This is a genomic window from Nocardioides sp. (assembly GCF_030019515.1).
Lineage (GTDB): Bacteria > Actinomycetota > Actinomycetes > Propionibacteriales > Nocardioidaceae > Nocardioides.
In genome coordinates, this window is the sequence record NZ_JASEEQ010000011.1 from 101,808 (window position 1) to 120,478 (window position 18,671).

The following is an 18,671-nucleotide window of genomic DNA, read 5'->3' on the forward strand; positions in this document are numbered from 1 at the left end:
TGGCAACTGTTGCCAGCCGTCCAGCGCGCGTCGGCCGGCCCATGGGCCACCCCCCGGCGGCCGGAAGGCCACGCGGTTGGTGACCAAACCACCAGGATCTCGCCGCAGAACATGTCGTTGGTGACCAAACGGCGACGGTCACGTCGCCCGGCCGGGGGCCGGCTCAGCGCCCGCCGGCCACCCGCAGCGTCGTGCCCGTGACGTACGACGCCTCCTCGCTCATCAGCCAGGCGATCGCGTCGGCGACCTCGCCCGGCTCGCCCGCCCGCCCGAGCGGCGCCAGCGGCCCGACCCGGTCGACCCTCCCGGGCTCGCCGGCGTCGGCGTGGATCGTGGTCCGCACGATGCCGGGCGCCACTCCGACGACGCGGATCCCCTCGCCCGCGACCTCCTGGGCCAGCCCGACCGTCAGCGCGTCGACCCCGGCCTTCGCCGCGGCGTACTGGACGTACTCCCCCGGCGCGCCGAGCGTCGCCGCCCCGGAGCTGACGTTGACGAGCACGCCTCCGGCGCCGCCGTACGACGTCCCCAGCACGCGCACCGTGGCGCGTGCGACGAGGAGCGCGGCGGTGAGGTTGAGGTCGACGGTCGCCCGCACGACGTCGACCGGGGTCTGCGCCAGCGGCCCGAGGTGCAGGGTGGCGCCGGCGTTGTTGACCACGCCGGTCAGCCGGCCGTGCTCGGCGGCCCGGGCGAACAGCTCCTCGACGCCGTCCGGCTCGGTGAGGTCGGCGCGCACCAGGAGGCACCGCGCCCCCGCGTCCTCGGCCGCGAGCCGGGCCTCCTCGGCCGACCGGACGTCGTGGGCGTAGCCGAGCACGAGGTCGTGGCCGTCGCGGGCCAGCCGGAGCGCGGTGGCGGCGCCGATGCCGCGGGTGCCGCCCGTGACGAGCGTGACGGGTCGGGCCGGCGCGCCGCTCACGCCAGCTCGAAGTCGTCGAAGTCGAAGCCCGGGGAGACCAGGCAGCTGACGAGGGCGTCCTCATCGGCCGGGACGGTGCGCTGCCAGGTGCCGGCCGGCACCAGCGCCTGCGGCCGCTCGGGGTCCACGACCGCGGTCGACTCCAGCACCGGCGCCGGGCCGACGCCGCCGAGCTCGAGGGCGACGCCGCCCCGGTGCGCGAGCCACAGCTCGTCGGACGCGACCCGGTGCCAGGCGGAGGACTCCCCCGCCGGCAGCAGGAAGTAGATCAGCGTCGCCGTCGGTCGCACCCGGCCGTCCGGGAGCGTCACGGTCTCCGGGGCGGACCAGGTCTGGCGGTACCAGCCGCCCTCGGGGTGCGGCTGGAGGTCGAGCGTCTCGGCGAGCGGAGGGCGCATGTGGCCCATCCTGCCCCGCGTCGCCGCCACGTCGGCAGCGGGCGTCCGTGGCGCCGTCCCGGCGCAGTCGGTCAGTCAGCCGCCGGTCCAGTCCGTCCCGGCACAGTTCCCCACGCGCGCCGAACCCTGCTCGGACCGGGCCGGCGGCCACTACGCTTCGCCCGAGATGTCGACCCGGCTCGGGACCGTAGAGGAAGTAGTCCGATGCAATCCGAAGTCATGTACAGCCCCGCCTACGCGACCGCCAAGCTCACCCTCGCCGCCGGCGAGGCCGTCCGCGCCGAGTCCGGCGCGATGCTCGCGATGTCCCCCGGCGTCGCGATGGAGACCTCCACCCAGGGCGGCGTGCTGAAGGGCCTCAAGCGCTCGGTCCTGGGCGGCGAGTCGTTCTTCATGAACACCTTCACGGCGCAGGCGGACGGCGCCGAGCTGTACGTCGCGCCCGCCCTGCCCGGCGACGTGGTCGCCTGGCCGCTCAACGGCGTGCTGTACGTGCAGTCCGGGTCGTTCCTCGCGGCGTCCGCGAACATCCAGGTCGACACCAAGTGGGGCGGCGGCAAGACCTTCTTCTCCAGCGAGGGCCTGTTCATGCTGCGGATCGAGGGCCAGGGCGAGCTGGTGCTCTCCAGCTACGGCGCGATCCACGCGATCGACCTGCAGCCCGGCCAGACCTACACGGTCGACACGGGTCACATGGTCGCCTGGACCGACGGCGTCCAGTACAACGTGCGCAAGGTCGGCAACTGGAAGTCGACGTTCTTCTCCGGCGAGGGGCTGGTCTGCGACCTCACCGGTCCCGGCCGGATCTACCTCCAGACCCGCAGCCAGGACGCGTTCCTCGGCTGGCTGGTGCCGAAGCTGCCCACCCAGAAGAGCGGCGGGGACAGCCTGTTCTCCTGACGGCAGGACGGGTCGGGTGCCCGAGCACGCGCCATGGCGCGTCCTCAGCCACCCGACCCGGCAGCGCCTGTCCCGAGGAGCGCCCGCAGGGGCAGCGTGCCGACGGGCAGCCCGTGCCGGTCGTAGTAGCCGAACATCGCGCTGAGCCACGGGTGCGTGCCGGGGTCCTCGACCTGCTCGGCGACGACTCCCGCCTCCGCGGCGAGCTCGGCGACCGTCGCGGTCCGCGAGGCCAGCTCGTAGGTCGCCCCGACGTGGCCGTCCTCGAGCAGCACGGTGGCGGCCGCGGCGCCGACGTCGGCCAGGTCGGCGAACCCGAAGACCGCGTGCACGTCGTACGGCACCCGTACCGGCCCGGTGAGGTCGAGGTTCTGCAGGTAGGCGCCGGGCTGCAGGACCGTCCACGCGAACCCGGAGCGGCGGACCAGGTCCTCGGCCCGGGCCTTGCCGAGGTGGTGCGGCAGCTCCGGGCAGTACGGCGACGCCACGGAGTGGTAGCCGATCCGCGGGACGCCGGCGGCGCGCAGGGCGTCCAGCGCGGTGGCGACGTACCCGGGCTCGTCGGGGTGCAGGTTCGGCGCGACCAGGTAGGCCGCGTCGCACCCGGCGACCGCCGCGGCCAGGTCGGGCCAGTCGGCGCGGCCCAGCCCCACCGGCTCGGCGCCGCGCGCGACCAGCGCCGCCGCCACCGCGCGGCCGGTCTTGCCGTGCCCGCCGAGCACCGCGATCCGGGTCATGCGCCGACCCTAGCCACAGCTCACGGCCGATCGGCTAGAGCCGGCGGAGACGGTCCTCCTCGAAGCGCGGGTCGAAGTGCGGGTCGCCCAGGAAGTACTGGGCGATCCGTCCGGGCGGCGGCTTCGGCGGCGGCTCCGGCTCGGGGACCATCCGGCCCTCGACGGCGTCCCAGAAGCGGTCGGCCACGTGCATCACGCGGCGGGCGACGAACCCGAGCAGACCGGTGTGGGGAGTGTAGGGATGCGGTCTGCTCGGGGCCGCCCGCTCGGCGCTCCGGAGCCGGTTGGCCAACCGGTCCAGGGCGCCGTCGTCGAGGGCGTCGGTGAGGCGCTCGCCGAGGTCCTGCTCGCGCCGGTGCTGCTCGGCCATCGCCTGGTCGACGTCCGACCACACGGCGGACCAGGAGAACGAGGACTCGTACACCGAGCCGTACTCGTGCGCCTTGACGTGCGCGAGCACCACCTCGAGCTCCTTGACCGCGTGCACGTAGTCGTGGGCCCGCGGGCCGCCGTCGGCGAGCACGCGGCGCGCCTGCGGCACCAGCACGGCGTCCACCGCGTGCAGGTGCTTGCTGGCCTCGCCCAGGAACGCGTCGATGCGCTGCCGGTCGCGGCGGGGCTCCCCCGGCGGAGCCGCCATGGCGCGTGCGGCCTCGAGCCGCTCGGCCAGCCGGGAGTGCGTGTGCTGGAGTGACCTGCTCAGGACATCGGTCGTGCCCATCGGCCTCACCTCTTCGGGGTGCCGTCCTTCCATGGTGCGCCGGCGTGGTGCGGCGGGCAAGGGCGCGCGGATGAGAACCGGCCGGGCCCGCCCGGCGGCAGGTCCGACCGTGCCGGCCGGGCCGGCGTCAGACCAGGTCGACCTCGGCGTACGGCGCGCCCGCGGCCAGCGTGGCGTAGCCGGGTCCGCGGTCGAAGAACGCCTCGCTCGCCGCGGGCCGGCCGGCGCGCTCGGCGGCGGTCGCGGCCTCGTCGTGGCCCAGCGAGTCGTCGGCCAGCGAGCCGGTCAGCACCACGCCGTACTCGGCGAGCGCGGCCTCCGGGGACACCTTGCGCCACACGACGTCGCGGACCACGAGGGCCGGGTCGCGCCGCAGCGGGTCGCCCCAGCCACCGCCCCCGGTGGTGCGGATCCGGATCACCTCGCCGGCGGCGACCGGCTCGGAGTCGGCGAGGGCGTCGACCGCGCGCTCGTTCGGCCCGCCCGGGTCGATGGTGACCTGGAACGGCTGGCCGGCCTGGCCGCCCTTGACGCCCCAGCAGGCGAGGATCGACCGGTCGGCGATCGACATGAAGTGGCCGTCCTTGAGCATCCGCAGGTGCTTCTCGTAGCCCAGGCCGCCACGGAACTGCCCGGCCCCGCCGCTGTCCATCGCCAACGAGAGCGACTCGACCCGGAACGGGAAGCGCGCCTCGGTGAACTCGGTCGGCAGGTTGCGGGAGTCCGGCACGACGTGGATCGTGTCCTCGCCGTCCGCGTAGTAGCGGCCGCCGGAGCCGCCGCCGAGCACCTCGCGCATCAGGTACGGGCGGCCCTCGAGGTCCTCGCCGTACACGCCGGTGTAGCGGATCGTCTCCTGGTCGGCCGGCATCCGGCCGTCCACGGCCTTCGCGACCACGCCGGCGAGCACCCCGAGGAGCCGGAGGATCACGAACGTCCGGGCGTTGGTCGGCGCCGGGAACACCGGCGTCAGCAGGGTCCCGGGCTCGGGGAAGCGCATCTCGATGAGCGGCACGATGCCCTCGTTGACGTCGAGCTCGGCCATCCGCTCCGGGGTGTCGGCGAGGTTGCGCAGGATCGGCGCGAGCCACTTCTTGAGGAACACGCCGTCGCTGTAGTCGCCGCAGTGGTTGATCGGGCCCTTCGCCTGCGGCGAGGTGCCGTCGAAGTCAAGGATCAGCCGCTCGCCGTCGGGGTCGTCGGCGGGCGTACGGGTCAGGGTGATCCGCTGGGTGTGCAGCTGCGGCTCGTCGACGCCGTCGTGCTCGGCGTAGTCCTCCCAGACCCAGGTGCCGACCGGGATCTTGCCGAGGATCTCGCGCCGGTAGGTCTCGGTGGTGCGGCTGATGATCGCGTCGAAGCAGGACTCGACCGCGTCGACGCCGTACCGGTCGAAGAGCTCGCCGAGCCGGCGGGCGCCCATCAGGCAGGCCGAGCACTCGGCGTCCAGGTCGGCCGCGAGCGACTCGGGCATCCGGGAGTTGCGGGTCATGATCGCCAGCGCCGAGCGGTTCGGGACGCCCGCGTCCCAGAGCCGGATCGGCGGGACCATCAGGCCCTCCTCGAACACGCTGGTCGCGTGGGAGGGCATCGAGCCGGGGACGGCGCCGCCGATGTCGTCGTGGTGCCCGAAGGCCTGGACGAACGCCACGACGCGTCCGGCCGAGAAGACCGGCACGGTGACGCACAGGTCGGGCAGGTGCCCGATCCCGCCCTCGGAGCGGTACACGTCGTTGTGGAAGAACACGTCCCCCTCGCGCATCTCCTCGATCGGGAAGTCGCGCGCCACCGGGTGCACCAGGGCGGAGTAGGACCGGCCGGTCAGCTTGCGCAGCAGCCGGTCGTGGATGCCCGCACGGAAGTCGTGGGCGTCGCGGATCATCGGGCTCCGGCTGGTGCGGCCGATGGCGGTCTCGACCTCCATCTCGACGCTCGCGAGCGAGCCCTGGACGATCTCGACGAGCACGGGGTCGGCGCTCGCGCCGGCGTCCGCCGTCAGGTGGCCGAAGGGGAACTGGGTGGGGGCGCGGCGGCTCATGCCTTGCTCACTTCCTGGGAGCTCCTCGTCACGATCAGGTTCAAGAACTCGTCGACGCGTACGTCGAAGCCGGGGTGCACCGGAACCGTGGAGCCGAACTCCTCGATGATCGCCGGGCCGGCCAGCACCGTCCCGGGGACGAGGTCCGGGCGCCAGAGCACCGGCGTGTCGACGTACCCGTCGGCGGCGTCGAAGCACACCGGCCGCACGGGGGTCGAGGTGCGGTCGGAGCGAGCCTCGAAGCCACCGCCCACCGGGTGCCGCTTGATCTCGGGCCGCTGGATCGGGCCGATCCCGGAGACCCGGAGGTTGACCCACTCGACCTGCTGTGAGGCGTCGCCGGAGAAGTCGTAGCCGTAGAGCGCGCGGTGCTCGGCGTGGAACGCGTCGGCGACGGCCTGCGGGTCCAGCGCGCCGGGCCGCACCGGCACCCGCACCTCGAAGGCCTGCCCGAAGTAGCGCAGGTCGGCGGTGCGCGCGAACTGGTGCTCGGCCGGGTCGAAGCCCTCCTTGGCGAGCGCCTCGGCGGCGCGCGCGGTGAGCTCGTCGTAGATCCCGGTGACGGCGGCCGGGTCGAGGTGGTCGTCGAGGGTCACGTGGGTCTGCACGTAGTCGTTCTTCACGTCGACGGTGAGCAGGCCGAACGCCGAGACGTTGCCGGGGTTGGGCGGGACCAGCACCGTGGGGATCCCGAGGACGTCCATCAGCCGGCACAGCAGCAGCGAGCCCGAGCCGCCGAACGTGGTCAGGGTGAAGTCGCGGACGTCCAGGCCGCGCTTGACGGTCACCTGGCGCAGCGCGTTGGCCTGGTTCCACGCGGAGATCTCCAGGATCCCGGTGGCGCAGGCCTCCGGGCTGAGGCCGAGCTTCGAGGCGAGCTGCTCGACGCCCGCCCGCGCCGCCTCGACGTCCAGCGGGATCTCGCCGCCGAGCAGGTGCGGGGGGATCCGGCCGAGGACGACGTGCGCGTCGGTGATCGTCACCTCGGTGCCGCCCTTGCCGTAGCACAGCGGGCCCGGGTCGGCGCCCGCCGACTGCGGGCCGACCTTGAGCGTGCCCTCGGGCGAGAGCCAGGCGATCGAGCCGCCGCCCGCGCCCACGGTGACCACGTCGATCATCGGGATCTTGGAGGGGAACGCCCCCACGGTGCCCTCGGTGGTCAGTGTCGGCTCGCCGTCGATCACCACGCTGACGTCGGTCGACGTACCGCCGCCGTCGGAGGTGAGGACCCGGTCGAACCCGGCGACCTTCGCGATCAGCGCGGCGCCGAGCGCGCCGGCCGCGGGACCGCTGAGCACGGTGGTGATCGGCTGGTGCACGACCTCGTCGGCCGAGAGCACGCCGCCGTTGGACTTCATCACGTAGAACGGGATGGCCCGGTCGTCCATCTCGGTCAGGCGCGCCTTGATGTTGGAGACGTACGCCGAGAGCCGCGGCTTGACGGCCGCGTCGACGAGCGTGGTCATCGCGCGCTCGTACTCGCGGTACTCGCGCAGCACCTGGCTGGACAGGGAGACCACGGCGTCGGGGTGCTCCTCGGCGAGCACCGCGCGCATCCGCTCCTCGTGCTCGGGGTTGGCGTAGGCGTGCAGGAAGCAGACGCCGAGGGTGTTGACGCCCTGGGCGCGGAACCACCGCGCCGCCGCGCGGGCGCCGTCCTCGTCGAAGGGGCGCACCTCCGCGCCGGTGAAGTCGAGCCGGCCGCCGACGCCCTTCACCAGGTTGCGCGGGACGATCCGCTCGGGCTTGACCCAGAAGTAGGAGTTGCCGTAGCCGTCGGGCACCGACTGGCGGGCGATCTCGAGCATCGCCTCGTAGCCCGCGGTGGTGATGAACCCGAGCCGGTCGACCTTGCCCTCGAGCAGCTGGTTGGTGGCCACGGTGGTGCCGTGGCTGACGGCGCCGATGTCGGCGCCGGTCGCGCCGAGCAGGGCCAGCACCTTGTCGACGCCGGCGAGGAAGCCGTCGGCGGGGTTGCTCGGCGTGGACGGGGTCTTGGTGGTGACCAGCTCCCCCGAGTCCTCGTCGAACGCGACGACGTCGGTGAACGTGCCGCCCGTGTCGATGCCGATCCGGATGCTCCGGGTCATGGCTGGTCCCCTTCCAGGTCGGCCAGGTGGTCGGTCAGGTGGAACGTGGTGGTGGCGGTCGAGCTGGCAACCAGCCGGCCCGAGGCGACGACGTACGCCGGGGCCGCGTGGTGGCCGACGACCTCGCGCAGGGTCGGGTGGTGGTGGACGACCAGGTCCGCGTTGCCGCCGACCTCGAGCCGGTGCCCGGTCACGCCGAGGACCCGGGCCGCGGTGGTGGTCACGCCGTCGTACACCAGGTCGATGCCGGCGGTGTCGACCGCCTCGAGCGCGTGCGCGGCGAGGAAGGCGATCTCGGCCAGGTTGTGCCGGCCGAAGGGGTAGTAGGCGTCCTCGATGTCGTCCTGGCCGAGTGCGACGGGCACGCCCATCGCGGTCAGCTCCCGGACCGGCAGGTGCAGCGGGCCGGTGTGCGGGTCGCTGACGAAGCCGAGGCCGGCTCGCCGGGCGAGGCCGGCGAGGCGCTCGAGGGACGGGCGGGCGTAGAGCCCGACGGCCCGCGCGTGGTTGGCGACGCCGCGGCCGACCAGGCCGTGCTCGATCATCGCGGTCGCGAGCATCTCGGTGGTGCGCAGACTCGCGTCACCCGCGTCGTCGACGAGCATCGCGACCCGGCGGCCGTGCGCGGCGGCGAGGGCGCACATCCGCTGCACGTGCTCGCGGGCCTCCGCGTCGGTGTGCTCGATCCAGGGGATGCCGCCGACGACGTCGGCGCCGAGCTCGACGGCCTCGCGCACCAGCTCCTCGGCGCCCGGGTCGCGCAGCAGCCCGTCCTGGGGGAAGGCCACGACCTGGAGGTCGACCACGCCGCGGAACTCCTCGCGCAGCGCCAGCAGCGGGATGACGCCCTCGAGTCGGGCCTTCGGGTCGACGTCCGCGAACGCCAGCACGTGGCGCACGCCGTACCGCACGGCCTCGAGGACCGCCCGCCGGGCGTTGGGCTCGATCCAGCCGCGGTCGTAGCCCGCCTTGACCGCCGAGGCGAGCTCGATGGAGTGCATCGCGGAGCCCATGTCACCGGCGGTGTACGCCGTGAGCGCGGCGTCGCCGATCCGGTCGAGGGTGTGCACCTTGTCCAGGTGCATGTGGCCGTTGACGAAGCTCTCGGTGACGAGCGCGCCGGCCGCGTCGATCTCCTCGGCGCCGGACAGGGCGTCCTGGGTGAGCGCCGTGATCCGGCCGCCGTCGACCCCGATCTGCCAGCGGCCGTCACGGCCGCCCGGTGGATGGCGGAGTCGCGCGTCCGCGACGACGAGCTGGTGGGTGGGCACGCGACGATTCAACCGGTCCACGTCGGCACCGGCCACGGCAGAGATTGCCGACGGGGTCGCCGCTCTCCGGCAATCTCTGCCAGCGCGTCGGCTCAGGCGTCGGGTGCCCGGTCGTTGTAGATCCCGGCCTGCTCCTGGCCGGACAGCTCCTGGATGGCGGCCATGATCTCGTCGGTGACCTCGCGGCGGGCGCGGCCCGCCGGCACGCCGTCGTACCTGCCGTCGACCTCGATCGGACGTCCGAAGCGCACCGTGACCGGGACGATCCGCGGCAGCCGGGCGCCGACGGGCTGGAGCCGCTCGGTGCCGGTCAGGCCGACCGGTACGACGGGCGCGCCGGCGGTCAGGGCCAGGTGGGCGACACCGGTGCGGCCGCGGTACAGGCGGCCGTCGCGCGAGCGGGTGCCCTCGGGGTAGATGCCGAACGCCTCGCCGCGGCCGAGGACCTCCAGCGCGGTGTCCAGGCTGGCCAGCGCCGCCTTGGTGTCGTCGCGGTCGACCGGCAGCATGCCCATGCCCTCGAACCACGCCTTCTGCAGGGTGCCCTTGACTCCCCCGCCGGCGAAGTAGTCGGACTTCGCGAGGAAGACCACCTTGCGCGGCGCCACGATCGGGATCACCAGGGAGTCGGCGAAGCTGCGGTGGTTGCTGGCCAGGATCACCGGGCCGGTGCGGGGGACGTTCTCCAGGCCGACGACCCGGGGCCGCCAGACGGCCTTCGCGACCGGCGTGACGACCGTGTGCAGGACGGCGTACATGACCACCCGACCAGTGTCGCGGTTACCGGCCGGTCGGCCGACTCCGGGTCCTACCGTCTCGGCGGGCCGGCGGTGGCCCGGCAACCGATCCGCCCCCGGCTCGTTGCCCACCCACCGCGATCCCCGGACCGGCAGCCGACACCGATGCCGAGCCCGACGCCGACGCCGATGCCAGGCGCCGCCGCCGACGCCGACACCGACGGCCGGATCGCAAGGCGCCGGAAATAGGTGAAGGGCCCTCGAAAGTATGAGTTCCAAGGGCCCTTCGGGCGACCGGTACTGGTGACGCTCCCGGTCGGCAGCTCTTCTGGTCTGAGTCCCGGCGGCTTCGTCACCCAGCCACCGCGGCCCGACCTCCAGCAAGCTGGTGGTCACGCCGTACGGACCCTCGTCTCCGAGCTGTCCCGCTCTCCCTTGCGGGAGTGCGTGAGAGAGTTCTATGCCCTCCCGACACGGCCGCGCAAGAGGTTCGCGGAACATTCTTCTGGTTCCACCGAAACTGCCCGGTTCATCCACAGATCACCTCCTGGTCATCCACAGATCGTCGCGAGATTCCCACAGTTGAGCGAGATTCTCCTCGGGCCCGGCGGCGCTGTGACAGGCGGTGACAGGCGGCGACAGGCGGTGACAGGCGGCACCGTCGCGGCCTCCGGCGCACCTGACACATCGGTCGCGGGATCGCCGGCGACCGAGCAGAAGCGTCAGGTACGTCGACGGCTGGCGGCCGGGGCGTCGGCGTCGCTGCTCGGGCCGGCGGCAGGGGTCGACGTCGCGGGCGCGTCGGAACGATGCCAGAGCCATGCCGGAGCCATGCCCGGAGCGATCCCGGAAATGGTGAAGGGCCCCTCGCGAGTATGAGTCGCAAGGGGCCCTTCGGGTGACCGGTACCGGTGACGCTTCCGGTCGACACGCTCTTCCACTCCGGTCCCAGCGACCTCGTCACCCAGCCGCTGCGCCACGAGCCGGCAAGCCGCCTCGCGTCGTTCGGACCCTCGTCTCCGAGCTGTCCCGCTCCCCGTCTCCGGAGTGCGTGAGAGAGTTCTATGCCCCGGGTCCGGCACCGCGCAAGAGGGTTGCGGAACATTCTCCTGGTTCTACCGAAAGACCCTGGTTGCTCCACAGATCAGGTCCCGGTCCTCCACAGCCAGAGGACCCGATACCCACAGGTTCTCCACCTGCCTGTGGACAGCGAGGCGAGGTGGACCAGACCGGCCCGGCCGCCGACCTGCCCCGCCGCCGACCGGTCCCGGATCTCCCGGGCGGGTCCACGCGCGGTCGCGGCCGGCCCGGCCGGAGGGCGAGTCGGCTCAGCGGGCCTCGAGAGCCGCGGCGACCTCGAGGAGGAACCGGTCCCGGCCGTGGGCGGCGACCAGCTGCAGGCCCACCGGCAGCCCGTCGGACGTGTGCCCGAACGGCACCGAGATCGCGGGGCACCCGGTGACCGTGATCAGGTACGCCGCGCGCATCCAGTCCAGGTAGGTCGCCATCGGGCGGCCGTTGATCTGCGTCGGGTACTCCTGGTCGGCCGGGAACGGCGGCACCTGCGAGACCGGCAGCACCAGCAGGTCGTGGCCCTGGCCGTCGGGGGCGAAGAACTCGCGCATCCGCTCGGACAGCGCGGTGCGCTGGGTGTAGGCCCGCGCCACGTCGGCCCCGGTGAGGTGCTCGCCGAGCCGGATGTTGTCGGCCAGGGACGGCTTGAGGCCGTCGGGGTGGGCCGCCAGCAGCCCGCCGAGCTTGGCCTGCAGGTGCCAGGCCCGCAGCGTCCGGAACGTGTCGTCGGCCTCGGTGAGCACCGGGTGGGCGGCGGTGACGGACGCACCGGCCGCAGTCAGGACCGGGCCCGCGGACTCGACGACGGCGGCCACCTCGTGGTCGACCTCGAACGCCCCGCCCAGGTCGACCGACAGGGCCACCCGCAACCCGGCCAACGAGCCCGCGAGCGGCGGCGCGAAGGTCGCGCCCGGGTCGCCGAGGGCCTGCGGCGCGCGGGGGTCGGGGCCGGCCAGCACGGAGAGCAGCAGCGCGAGGTCGCCGACGTTGCGAGCCATCGGCCCGCCGACCGAGGTGGTCTCCCACTGGTTGTACAGCGGCCACTCCGGGACCCGGCCGAGCGAGGGCCGCAGTCCCACGACCCCGCAGAACGACGCGGGGTTGCGCAGCGAGCCGCCCATGTCCGAGCCGTCCGCGAGCGGCACCATCCCGGTCGCCAGCGCACAGGCCGCTCCCCCGCTGGAGCCCCCGGCCGAGCGCGACGGGTCGACCGGGTTCAGGGTGGTCCCGAAGACCCGGTTGAACGTGTGCGACCCGGCGGCGAACTCCGGCACGTTCGTCTTGCCGATCACGACGACGCCGGCGCGGCGTACCCGCTCCACGATCAGCTCGTCGGTGTCGGGGACGTGCTCGGCGTACAGCGGCGAGCCGTAGGTGGTGCGCCACCCGGCGACCGCATGGGTGTCCTTGAACGCGAACGGCAGCCCGTGCAGGGCGCCGACCTCGGTGCCGCCACGCCCGGCGGCGGCGAGCGCCCGGTCGGCCTCGGCGGCGCCCTCGCGGGCCCGCTCCTCGTCGAGCGAGACGATCGCGTTGAGCTCGGGGTTGCGCTCGGCGATCCGGGTCAGGTGCAGGTCGAGGAGCTCGCGCGCCGAGATCTCCTTGGTGCGTACGGCGGCCGCCTGCTCGCGTGCCGTCGAGTCGACCGAGACCCCGCTCATCGCCCTGCTCCGCCCTGCTCCGGTCCCCGGTCGGTTTCCCCGGGTACCCGGGGAAACCTGCACTGTTCGGGCGAAACTTCGGCCGATAAGTGACAACTTCCCCGGGTACCCGGGGAAACCATCACCGCCGCCCCCCGAGTCATCACCGGCGCCGGCGCAGCGATCCGGCGAGCACGCCGAGGAGGACCAGGCCGGCGCCGACGGCGATGCCCTTGAGGAAGTCGTCGCGCGCGGCGATCCCGGGCTTGGGGGGTGCGGTGAACACCTGCCCGGCGGCCGGGGACGCGACCGGGGCGCCGGGGACGCCTGGAGCCGCCGCGGCTGCGGGGGCACCGGCGGGTGCGCCGATGGCCCCGCCCACGTTGGTGAAGAACTCACCGGCCATCCGCCGGGAGACCGAGGTGAGCATCCGCTGGCCGACGCCGCCGACCATGCCGCCGACCACCGCGTCGGCGTCGTAGTCGATCTTGGTGTGGCCGGGCTCGGCCTCGCCGAAGTAGACCCGGACGGTCGCGTCGATGGTGCCCGGCGCGCCGGCGCCCTCGAGGCGCATCACGAGCGACTCGTGCTCGACCAGGTCGGAGAGGACGCAGGCGCCGGCGTAGGTGCCCTTGATCGCGGCGACGCCCGCGGTGACGGTCATGCCGTAGGCGTGCTCACCGGTGCTCTCCAGCCGCTCGCAGCCGGGGATGGTCGCGACCAGCACCCGCGGGTCGAGGAGCGCGCCCCAGACCTGCTCGACGGGGTACGGCACGACGTTGGATCCGGTGATCTTCATCAGGGGTGCTCCTGTCGCAGGGTGTACAGCTCGGAGGGCGAGATCGGCATCGCCGTGATCGCCAGCGCCGGACGGTCGACCCGCTCGGCGTCCTCGATCGCCGCCGCGAACACCGCCGCCGACGGGATCACGCCGGCCTCGCCCGCGCCCTTGATGCCGAGCGGGTTGAGCGGCGAGGGGGTCTCGAGGTGGTCGATGTCGATGCCGTCGGGGACCTCGGTGACGTAGGGCATCAGGAAGTCCATGAACGACGCGTTCAGCAGCTGGCCGGACTCGTCGTACGCCATCCGCTCGTAGAGCGCGCCGCCGACACCCTGCGCGACGCCGCCGTGGATCTGGCCTTCGACGATCATCGGGTTGATCAGGTGGCCGCAGTCGTGGACGACCGCGTACTTCAGGATCTTGATCTCGGCGGTCTCGGGGTCGGTCTCGACGATCACGGCGTGCATGCCGGAGGCGAAGGTGGCCCGCTCCGGGGAGTAGAAGTCGCGCCCCTCGAGGCCCGGCTCGTCGTCCTCCGCGACCGGCGGCTTGCCGGGGTCGCCGACCGAGAACTGGGTCGCGGCCTTGGACGCCTCGTCGAAGGCGTAGCGCAGCGGGTTGGAGAGCACCGAGACCGTGCCGAGGTCGATGGAGGCGCCCGGCGAGCCCTTGACCGAGACGACGCCGTCGACGATCTCGAGGTCCTCGGGCGCCGCCTCCAACGCGTCGGCCGCGATCTTGAGCGCCTTCTCCTTGGCGCGCTTGGCCGCGAGGTGGATCGCCGAGCCGCTCATCACGGCGGCGCGCGAGGCGAAGGTGCCGACGGCGTACGGCATCCGCCGGGTGTCGCCGGTGACGACCTCGACGTCCTCGAACTTCACGCCGAGCTCGTCGGCGACCAGCTGCGCGAAGACGGTCGCGTGGCCCTGGCCCTGGGTGGTGAGCCCGGTGGCGACCTTGACCTTGCCGCTCGTCTCGATGTGCACGTGCGCGCCCTCGTAGGGGCCGACGCCGGTGCCCTCGACGTAGCAGGCCAGGCCGATGCCGACCCGGCGCCCCTGCGCGGCCATCTCGGCCTGGAACGCGGGGAACTCGTCCCAGCCGACCAGCGCCTTGATCTTCTCCAGCGACGCGGGGTAGTCGCCGGAGTCGTACTCCAGCTCGCGCCCGTCCTGGAAGATCAGCCCCTGGTCGAAGGGGAACTCGTCGGGCTGGATGAAGTTCACGGCGCGGACGTCGGCGCGGTCCTTGCCGAGGTACGTCGCGATCGCGTCCATCGTCCGCTCCATGGCGTAGCAGCCCTGGGGCCGGCCGGCGCCGCGGTAGGGCGTGACCATCACGGTGTTGGTGTAGAGCGACTCGAAGACCACCCGGTAGTTGTGCGGCTTGTACGGGCCGAGCAGCTGGGTGGAGGTGATGATCGGGACGATCAGGCCGTACGGCGTGTACGCGCCGTGGTCGTGCCAGAACTCGACGTCGAGCCCGAGCAGCCGTCCGTCGTCGTCGAAGCCGACCTCGATGTGCTGGACCTGGCCGCGCTCGTGCGCGGAGGAGATGAAGTGCTCGCGCCGGTCCTCGGTGAACTTCACCGGACGGCCCAGGGCGCGGGCCGCGAGCGGCACCAGCAGCTCCTCGGGCCACGGGTGGTTGATCTTCACGCCGAAGCCGCCGCCGACGTCGGGGGTGATCACGTCGACCTGACCCAGGTCGAGGCCCAGCTTCACCGCCACGGCGGCACGCACCCCGGTGGAGCTCTGCGTCGAGGTCCACACCTGGAGCCGGTTGAGGTCGGGCTCCCAGCGGGCGACCGTGCCGCGCCCCTCGAGCGGGGTGCAGGCGCTGCGCTCGACGGTCAGGTCGAGGGAGAGCGTGTGCGGCGCGGCCTTGATCGCGGCGGGGGCGTCCCCGACGTTCTGCTCCAGCCGGGCGCCGATGTTGCCGGGCACGTCCTCGTGCACGAGCGAGCGGGCCTCGCGGGCGGCGTCGATCCCGACGACCGGGGGCAGCGTCTCGTAGGAGACCCGGATCCGCCCGATCGCGTCCTCGGCGACGTAGCGGTCGTCGGCGACCACGAAGGCGATCGCCTCGCCGGCGTAGTTGACCTCGTCCTTGGCCAGCGCGTACTGCGTTCGGCCGTGGGTGAGCGCGGGGTGCGGGATCAGCAGCGGCAGCGGCTCGGCCATCGGCGCGGCGAGGTCGGCGAGGTCGTCGTAGGTCCACACGGCGTGCACGCCCTCGAGGTCGAGGACCGCCTCGACGTCGATGTCGAGGATCCGGGCGTGTGCGTGCGGGGACCGCAGCACCGCGGCGTGCAGGAGCCGGGCGCCGCCGGCGATGCCGACGTCGTCGACGTACCGGCCCTGCCCGCGCAGGAACCGCTGGTCCTCGACCCGCTGGACCTTCTGGCCCATCAGCTTGGTGGTCACGGCCGTCGCCCCGCCTCGGGTGCGGGTGCCTCGGCGAGGTCGACCAACACGGCTGCACGCTCCACGGCCTTGACGATGTTCTGGTAGCCGGTGCAGCGGCACAGGTTGCCGGCGATCATGTCGCGGGCCTCCTCGTGCGTGGGGGTCGGGTTGTCGCGCAGTCCGGCCGTGATCGTGGTCAGGAAGCCGGGGGTGCAGAAGCCGCACTGGAGCCCGTGGCACTCCGAGAACGCCTGCTGCACGGGGCTCAGCGAGCCGTCCTCGTTGGTCAGTCCCTCGACCGTCGTGAGCTCGTGGTCCACCGCTGAGACCGCGAACATCAGGCAGGAGCGCATCGGCTCGCCGTCGACCAGGATCGTGCAGGCGCCGCAGACGCCGTGCTCGCAGCCCACATGGGTGCCGGTGAGCCCCAGGTCGTGGCGCAGCGCGTCGGACAGCAGCCGCCGCGCGGGCACCTGGATCTCGTACATCGTGCCGTTGACGCTCAGCCGAACGTCGTGCAGCTCCTCGGTCACCGTCGTCCCTCCCTGGACTGTCGGGCATGCTCGCGTGCCGATCGGACCACCCGCGCGGTGAGCACCCGCACCAGCTGGGCGCGGTACTCGGCGGTGGCGTGGATGTCGTCGCCGGGCTCGAGCCGGGCGAGCGCCGCGTCCCCCAGCCCCGCCTCCGGCACTCCGGAGAGGTCGACGACGGTGGGCACGTCGGCGACCGACAGGTAGCCGACCCGCACCGAGTCTCCGTCCACCAGGGCCGCCGCGCCGACCAGCGCGTAGTCACCGTGCCGGCGGGCGATCTCCTCGAAGGCGACCCCGGCGCCCGGCGCAAGCGCCGGGAAGTACGCCGAGAGCGCGATCTCGTCGTGGGCGAGCGAGGACTCCAGGGGTCCGACGAAGAGCTCGTCGGCCGAGATGGTGCGCCGCCCGGCCGGGCCCGCCACCTCGACGCTGCCGCCCAGGAGGGCGAGCACCGCCGGCATCTCGGCGGCGGCGTCGGCGTGGACGAGCGAGCCGACCGTGGTGCCGCGGTTGCGGATCGTCGCGTGGGCGACGTTCGCGAGCGCCATCGGCACCAGCGGCTGGACGCGGCGTACGTCCGGGGAGGCCAGGACGGCGGCGTGCCGGGCGAGCGCACCCACCCGGACCCCGCCGTCCTCCCCCTCGACCTCGATGGTGTCCAGGCCGGGGATCGCGTTGATGTCGACGAGCAGCGCCGGAGCGGCGAGGCGCATCGAGAGCAACGGGACCAGGCTCTGGCCACCGGCCAGCACCTTGCTTTCCGTCCCGCCGGCCAGGGCAGCCACTGCCTCGGCGATCGTCCCCGGCCGGCGGTACTCGAACGGTGCTGGCTTCACGGCTTCCTTTGCTGGATCAGTGGTGGTGGTCGTGCGGTGCCGCGTGATCCTCGGCGTGCACGCCCTCGTGGCCGACGGCGATCATCGTGCCGTCGTCGAGGTCCTTGGGAGCGACCACCCGCGCGAGGTGGTAGCCGAGGACGACCACGAGGGTGCCGAGCGCGATGCCGGTCAGGTGGAAGTCGTCGGTGACCTTCAGGTCGGCGTTGCCGATCGCGAGGATGATGCCGGCGGCGACCGGGACCAGGTTGATGGGCTTGGCGAAGTCGACGCCGTTCTCCTTCCAGATCTTGGCGCCGAGCAGGCCGATCATGCCGTAGAGGACGAGCGTGATGCCGCCGAGCACGGCCGGCGGGGTCGCGTTCACGATCTGACCGAACTTGGGCACCAGGCCCAGCAGGACCGCCACGATGGCGGCCACGAAGTAGGCGGCCGTCGAGTAGACCCGGGTGGCGGCCATGACGCCGATGTTCTCGGCGTACGTCGTGGTCGGCGAGCCACCGACGGTGGAGGCGATGACGGTGCCGACACCGTCGGCCGCGATCGCCCGGCCCATGACCGGGTCGAGGTCGGTCTTGGTCATCTCCGCGACCGCCTTGACGTGGCCGATGTTCTCGGCGACCAGGGCGATGACCGCCGGCAGCGCGAGCAGGATGAACGCGATCGAGAACGACGGCATGTGCCAGCCGACGTTCGCGTAGCCGTCGGTGAAGGCCTGGTTGCCGACGAGCCCGTCCTTGGTGTGGACCGGGAAGCCGAACCAGTCGGCGTTCTTGACGGCGTCCCAGTTGACGCGGTCGTGCGGGCCGGGCTCGGGGTTGCCGGGCAGCGGCAGCGTGCTCTGGCCGAAGATCCAGTCCCAGACCACCGAGAGCAGGTAGCCGAAGATCAGGCCGAGGAACACCGCGATCCGGCCGAAGAAGCCGCGGAAGCCGACCGCCATCAAGATGACGGCAGTCATCGTGATCAGCGCGACCCACGGGTCGGAGGGCATGTAGGTGAGGGTCGCGACCGGAGCCAGGTTGAAGCCGATCAGCATGACCACGGCCCCGGTGACGACCGGCGGCAGCACGGCGTTGACCGAGTCGGCGCCGAGGTAGTGGACGATCACGCCGACGATGGCCAGCACGATGCCGGCGACCAGGATCGCGCCCGTCACGTCGGCGGGGCCGCCCGGCCCGTCGCCGCCCTGGTAGGCGTAGATGGCCGCCGCGGCGCCCACGAACGAGGCCGAGGTCCCCAGATAGCTCGGCACCTTGCCCTGCACGATCAGCAGGAAGCAGATCGTCGCGATGCCGCTCATCATGATGGCGAGGTTGGCATTGAGGCCCATGATCAGCGGGAAGACGAACGTCGCCCCGAACATCGCCACGACGTGCTGGGCACCGAGGCCCACCGTCTTGCCCCAGCTGAGCCGCTGGTTCGGCGCTACGGCCTCTCCAGGTTTGGGATCGACCAACTCCCACTTGAACATCGACATGACAAAGCACCCTTCCGCCTTGGTGACCGGTCCCCGAGTGGGTCACAAACTAGTGATCCACATAACACACCGACGACGGCGACAAATGCCGAAGGAACGCCG

15 protein-coding genes are annotated in these 18,671 nt (G+C 72.9%); 1 reads left to right on the top strand and 14 read right to left on the bottom strand.

The window, feature by feature from the left end; translation table 11 throughout:
* Positions 1 to 163: 163 nt before the first annotated feature.
* Positions 164 to 922 (bottom strand): SDR family oxidoreductase, encoded by a 759-nt coding sequence (locus QMC84_RS15920; RefSeq protein WP_300376321.1) that lies wholly within the window; start codon positions 920 to 922, stop codon positions 164 to 166.
* On the bottom strand, positions 919 to 1,320 hold the full coding sequence (locus QMC84_RS15925) for a cupin domain-containing protein (protein WP_300376323.1): 402 nt from the start codon (positions 1,318 to 1,320) through the stop codon (positions 919 to 921). Before QMC84_RS15925 ends, QMC84_RS15920 begins: the two co-directional genes overlap by 4 nt.
* 204 nt (positions 1,321 to 1,524) lie before the next feature.
* Between QMC84_RS15925 and QMC84_RS15930 the strand changes: the two genes are divergently transcribed.
* A complete protein-coding gene (locus QMC84_RS15930; RefSeq protein WP_300376325.1) occupies positions 1,525 to 2,220 on the top strand; it encodes a TIGR00266 family protein in 696 nt (231 codons plus the stop codon).
* A 44-nt stretch (positions 2,221 to 2,264) separates the two neighbouring features.
* Here QMC84_RS15930 and QMC84_RS15935 read toward each other — a convergent pair whose 3' ends face one another.
* From QMC84_RS15935 to QMC84_RS15990, 12 genes are all read right to left on the bottom strand, one after another.
* Complete coding sequence (locus tag QMC84_RS15935) at positions 2,265 to 2,957, bottom strand: NAD(P)H-binding protein (RefSeq protein WP_300376327.1); 693 nt, start codon at positions 2,955 to 2,957, stop codon at positions 2,265 to 2,267.
* Between the two features lie 34 nt (positions 2,958 to 2,991).
* A complete protein-coding gene (locus QMC84_RS15940; RefSeq protein ID WP_300376329.1) occupies positions 2,992 to 3,678 on the bottom strand; it encodes a hypothetical protein in 687 nt (228 codons plus the stop codon).
* A gap of 127 nt (positions 3,679 to 3,805) precedes the next feature.
* Positions 3,806 to 5,716 carry a hydantoinase B/oxoprolinase family protein gene (locus QMC84_RS15945; protein WP_300376331.1) on the bottom strand — a complete coding sequence of 637 codons (1,911 nt, stop codon included), beginning with the start codon at positions 5,714 to 5,716 and terminating at the stop codon, positions 3,806 to 3,808.
* Complete coding sequence (locus tag QMC84_RS15950; RefSeq protein ID WP_300376333.1) at positions 5,713 to 7,806, bottom strand: hydantoinase/oxoprolinase family protein; 2,094 nt, start codon at positions 7,804 to 7,806, stop codon at positions 5,713 to 5,715. Before QMC84_RS15950 ends, QMC84_RS15945 begins: the two co-directional genes overlap by 4 nt.
* Positions 7,803 to 9,077, bottom strand: coding sequence for an amidohydrolase family protein (locus QMC84_RS15955; protein WP_300376335.1), 1,275 nt, complete (start codon positions 9,075 to 9,077; stop codon positions 7,803 to 7,805). Before QMC84_RS15955 ends, QMC84_RS15950 begins: the two co-directional genes overlap by 4 nt.
* Before the next feature lie 92 nt (positions 9,078 to 9,169).
* Entirely contained in the window at positions 9,170 to 9,835 is a 666-nt protein-coding gene (locus tag QMC84_RS15960) for a lysophospholipid acyltransferase family protein (protein ID WP_300376440.1), read from the bottom strand.
* 1,307 nt (positions 9,836 to 11,142) lie between these two features.
* Positions 11,143 to 12,549, bottom strand: coding sequence for an amidase family protein (locus QMC84_RS15965; RefSeq protein WP_300376337.1), 1,407 nt, complete (start codon positions 12,547 to 12,549; stop codon positions 11,143 to 11,145).
* Positions 12,550 to 12,691: 142 nt separating this feature from the next.
* Entirely contained in the window at positions 12,692 to 13,327 is a 636-nt protein-coding gene (locus QMC84_RS15970; RefSeq protein WP_300376339.1) for a carbon monoxide dehydrogenase subunit G, read from the bottom strand.
* Complete coding sequence (cutA, locus tag QMC84_RS15975; RefSeq protein WP_300376341.1) at positions 13,327 to 15,735, bottom strand: aerobic carbon-monoxide dehydrogenase large subunit; 2,409 nt, start codon at positions 15,733 to 15,735, stop codon at positions 13,327 to 13,329. The genes QMC84_RS15970 and cutA overlap by 1 nt, the downstream gene beginning before the upstream one ends.
* Entirely contained in the window at positions 15,732 to 16,250 is a 519-nt protein-coding gene (locus tag QMC84_RS15980; protein WP_300376344.1) for a (2Fe-2S)-binding protein, read from the bottom strand. Before QMC84_RS15980 ends, cutA begins: the two co-directional genes overlap by 4 nt.
* Positions 16,247 to 17,089, bottom strand: a complete 843-nt coding sequence (locus tag QMC84_RS15985; RefSeq protein ID WP_300376346.1) for an FAD binding domain-containing protein — start codon at positions 17,087 to 17,089, stop codon at positions 16,247 to 16,249. Before QMC84_RS15985 ends, QMC84_RS15980 begins: the two co-directional genes overlap by 4 nt.
* A gap of 16 nt (positions 17,090 to 17,105) precedes the next feature.
* Entirely contained in the window at positions 17,106 to 18,569 is a 1,464-nt protein-coding gene (locus tag QMC84_RS15990) for a solute carrier family 23 protein (protein WP_300376348.1), read from the bottom strand.
* Positions 18,570 to 18,671: the final 102 nt, after the last annotated feature.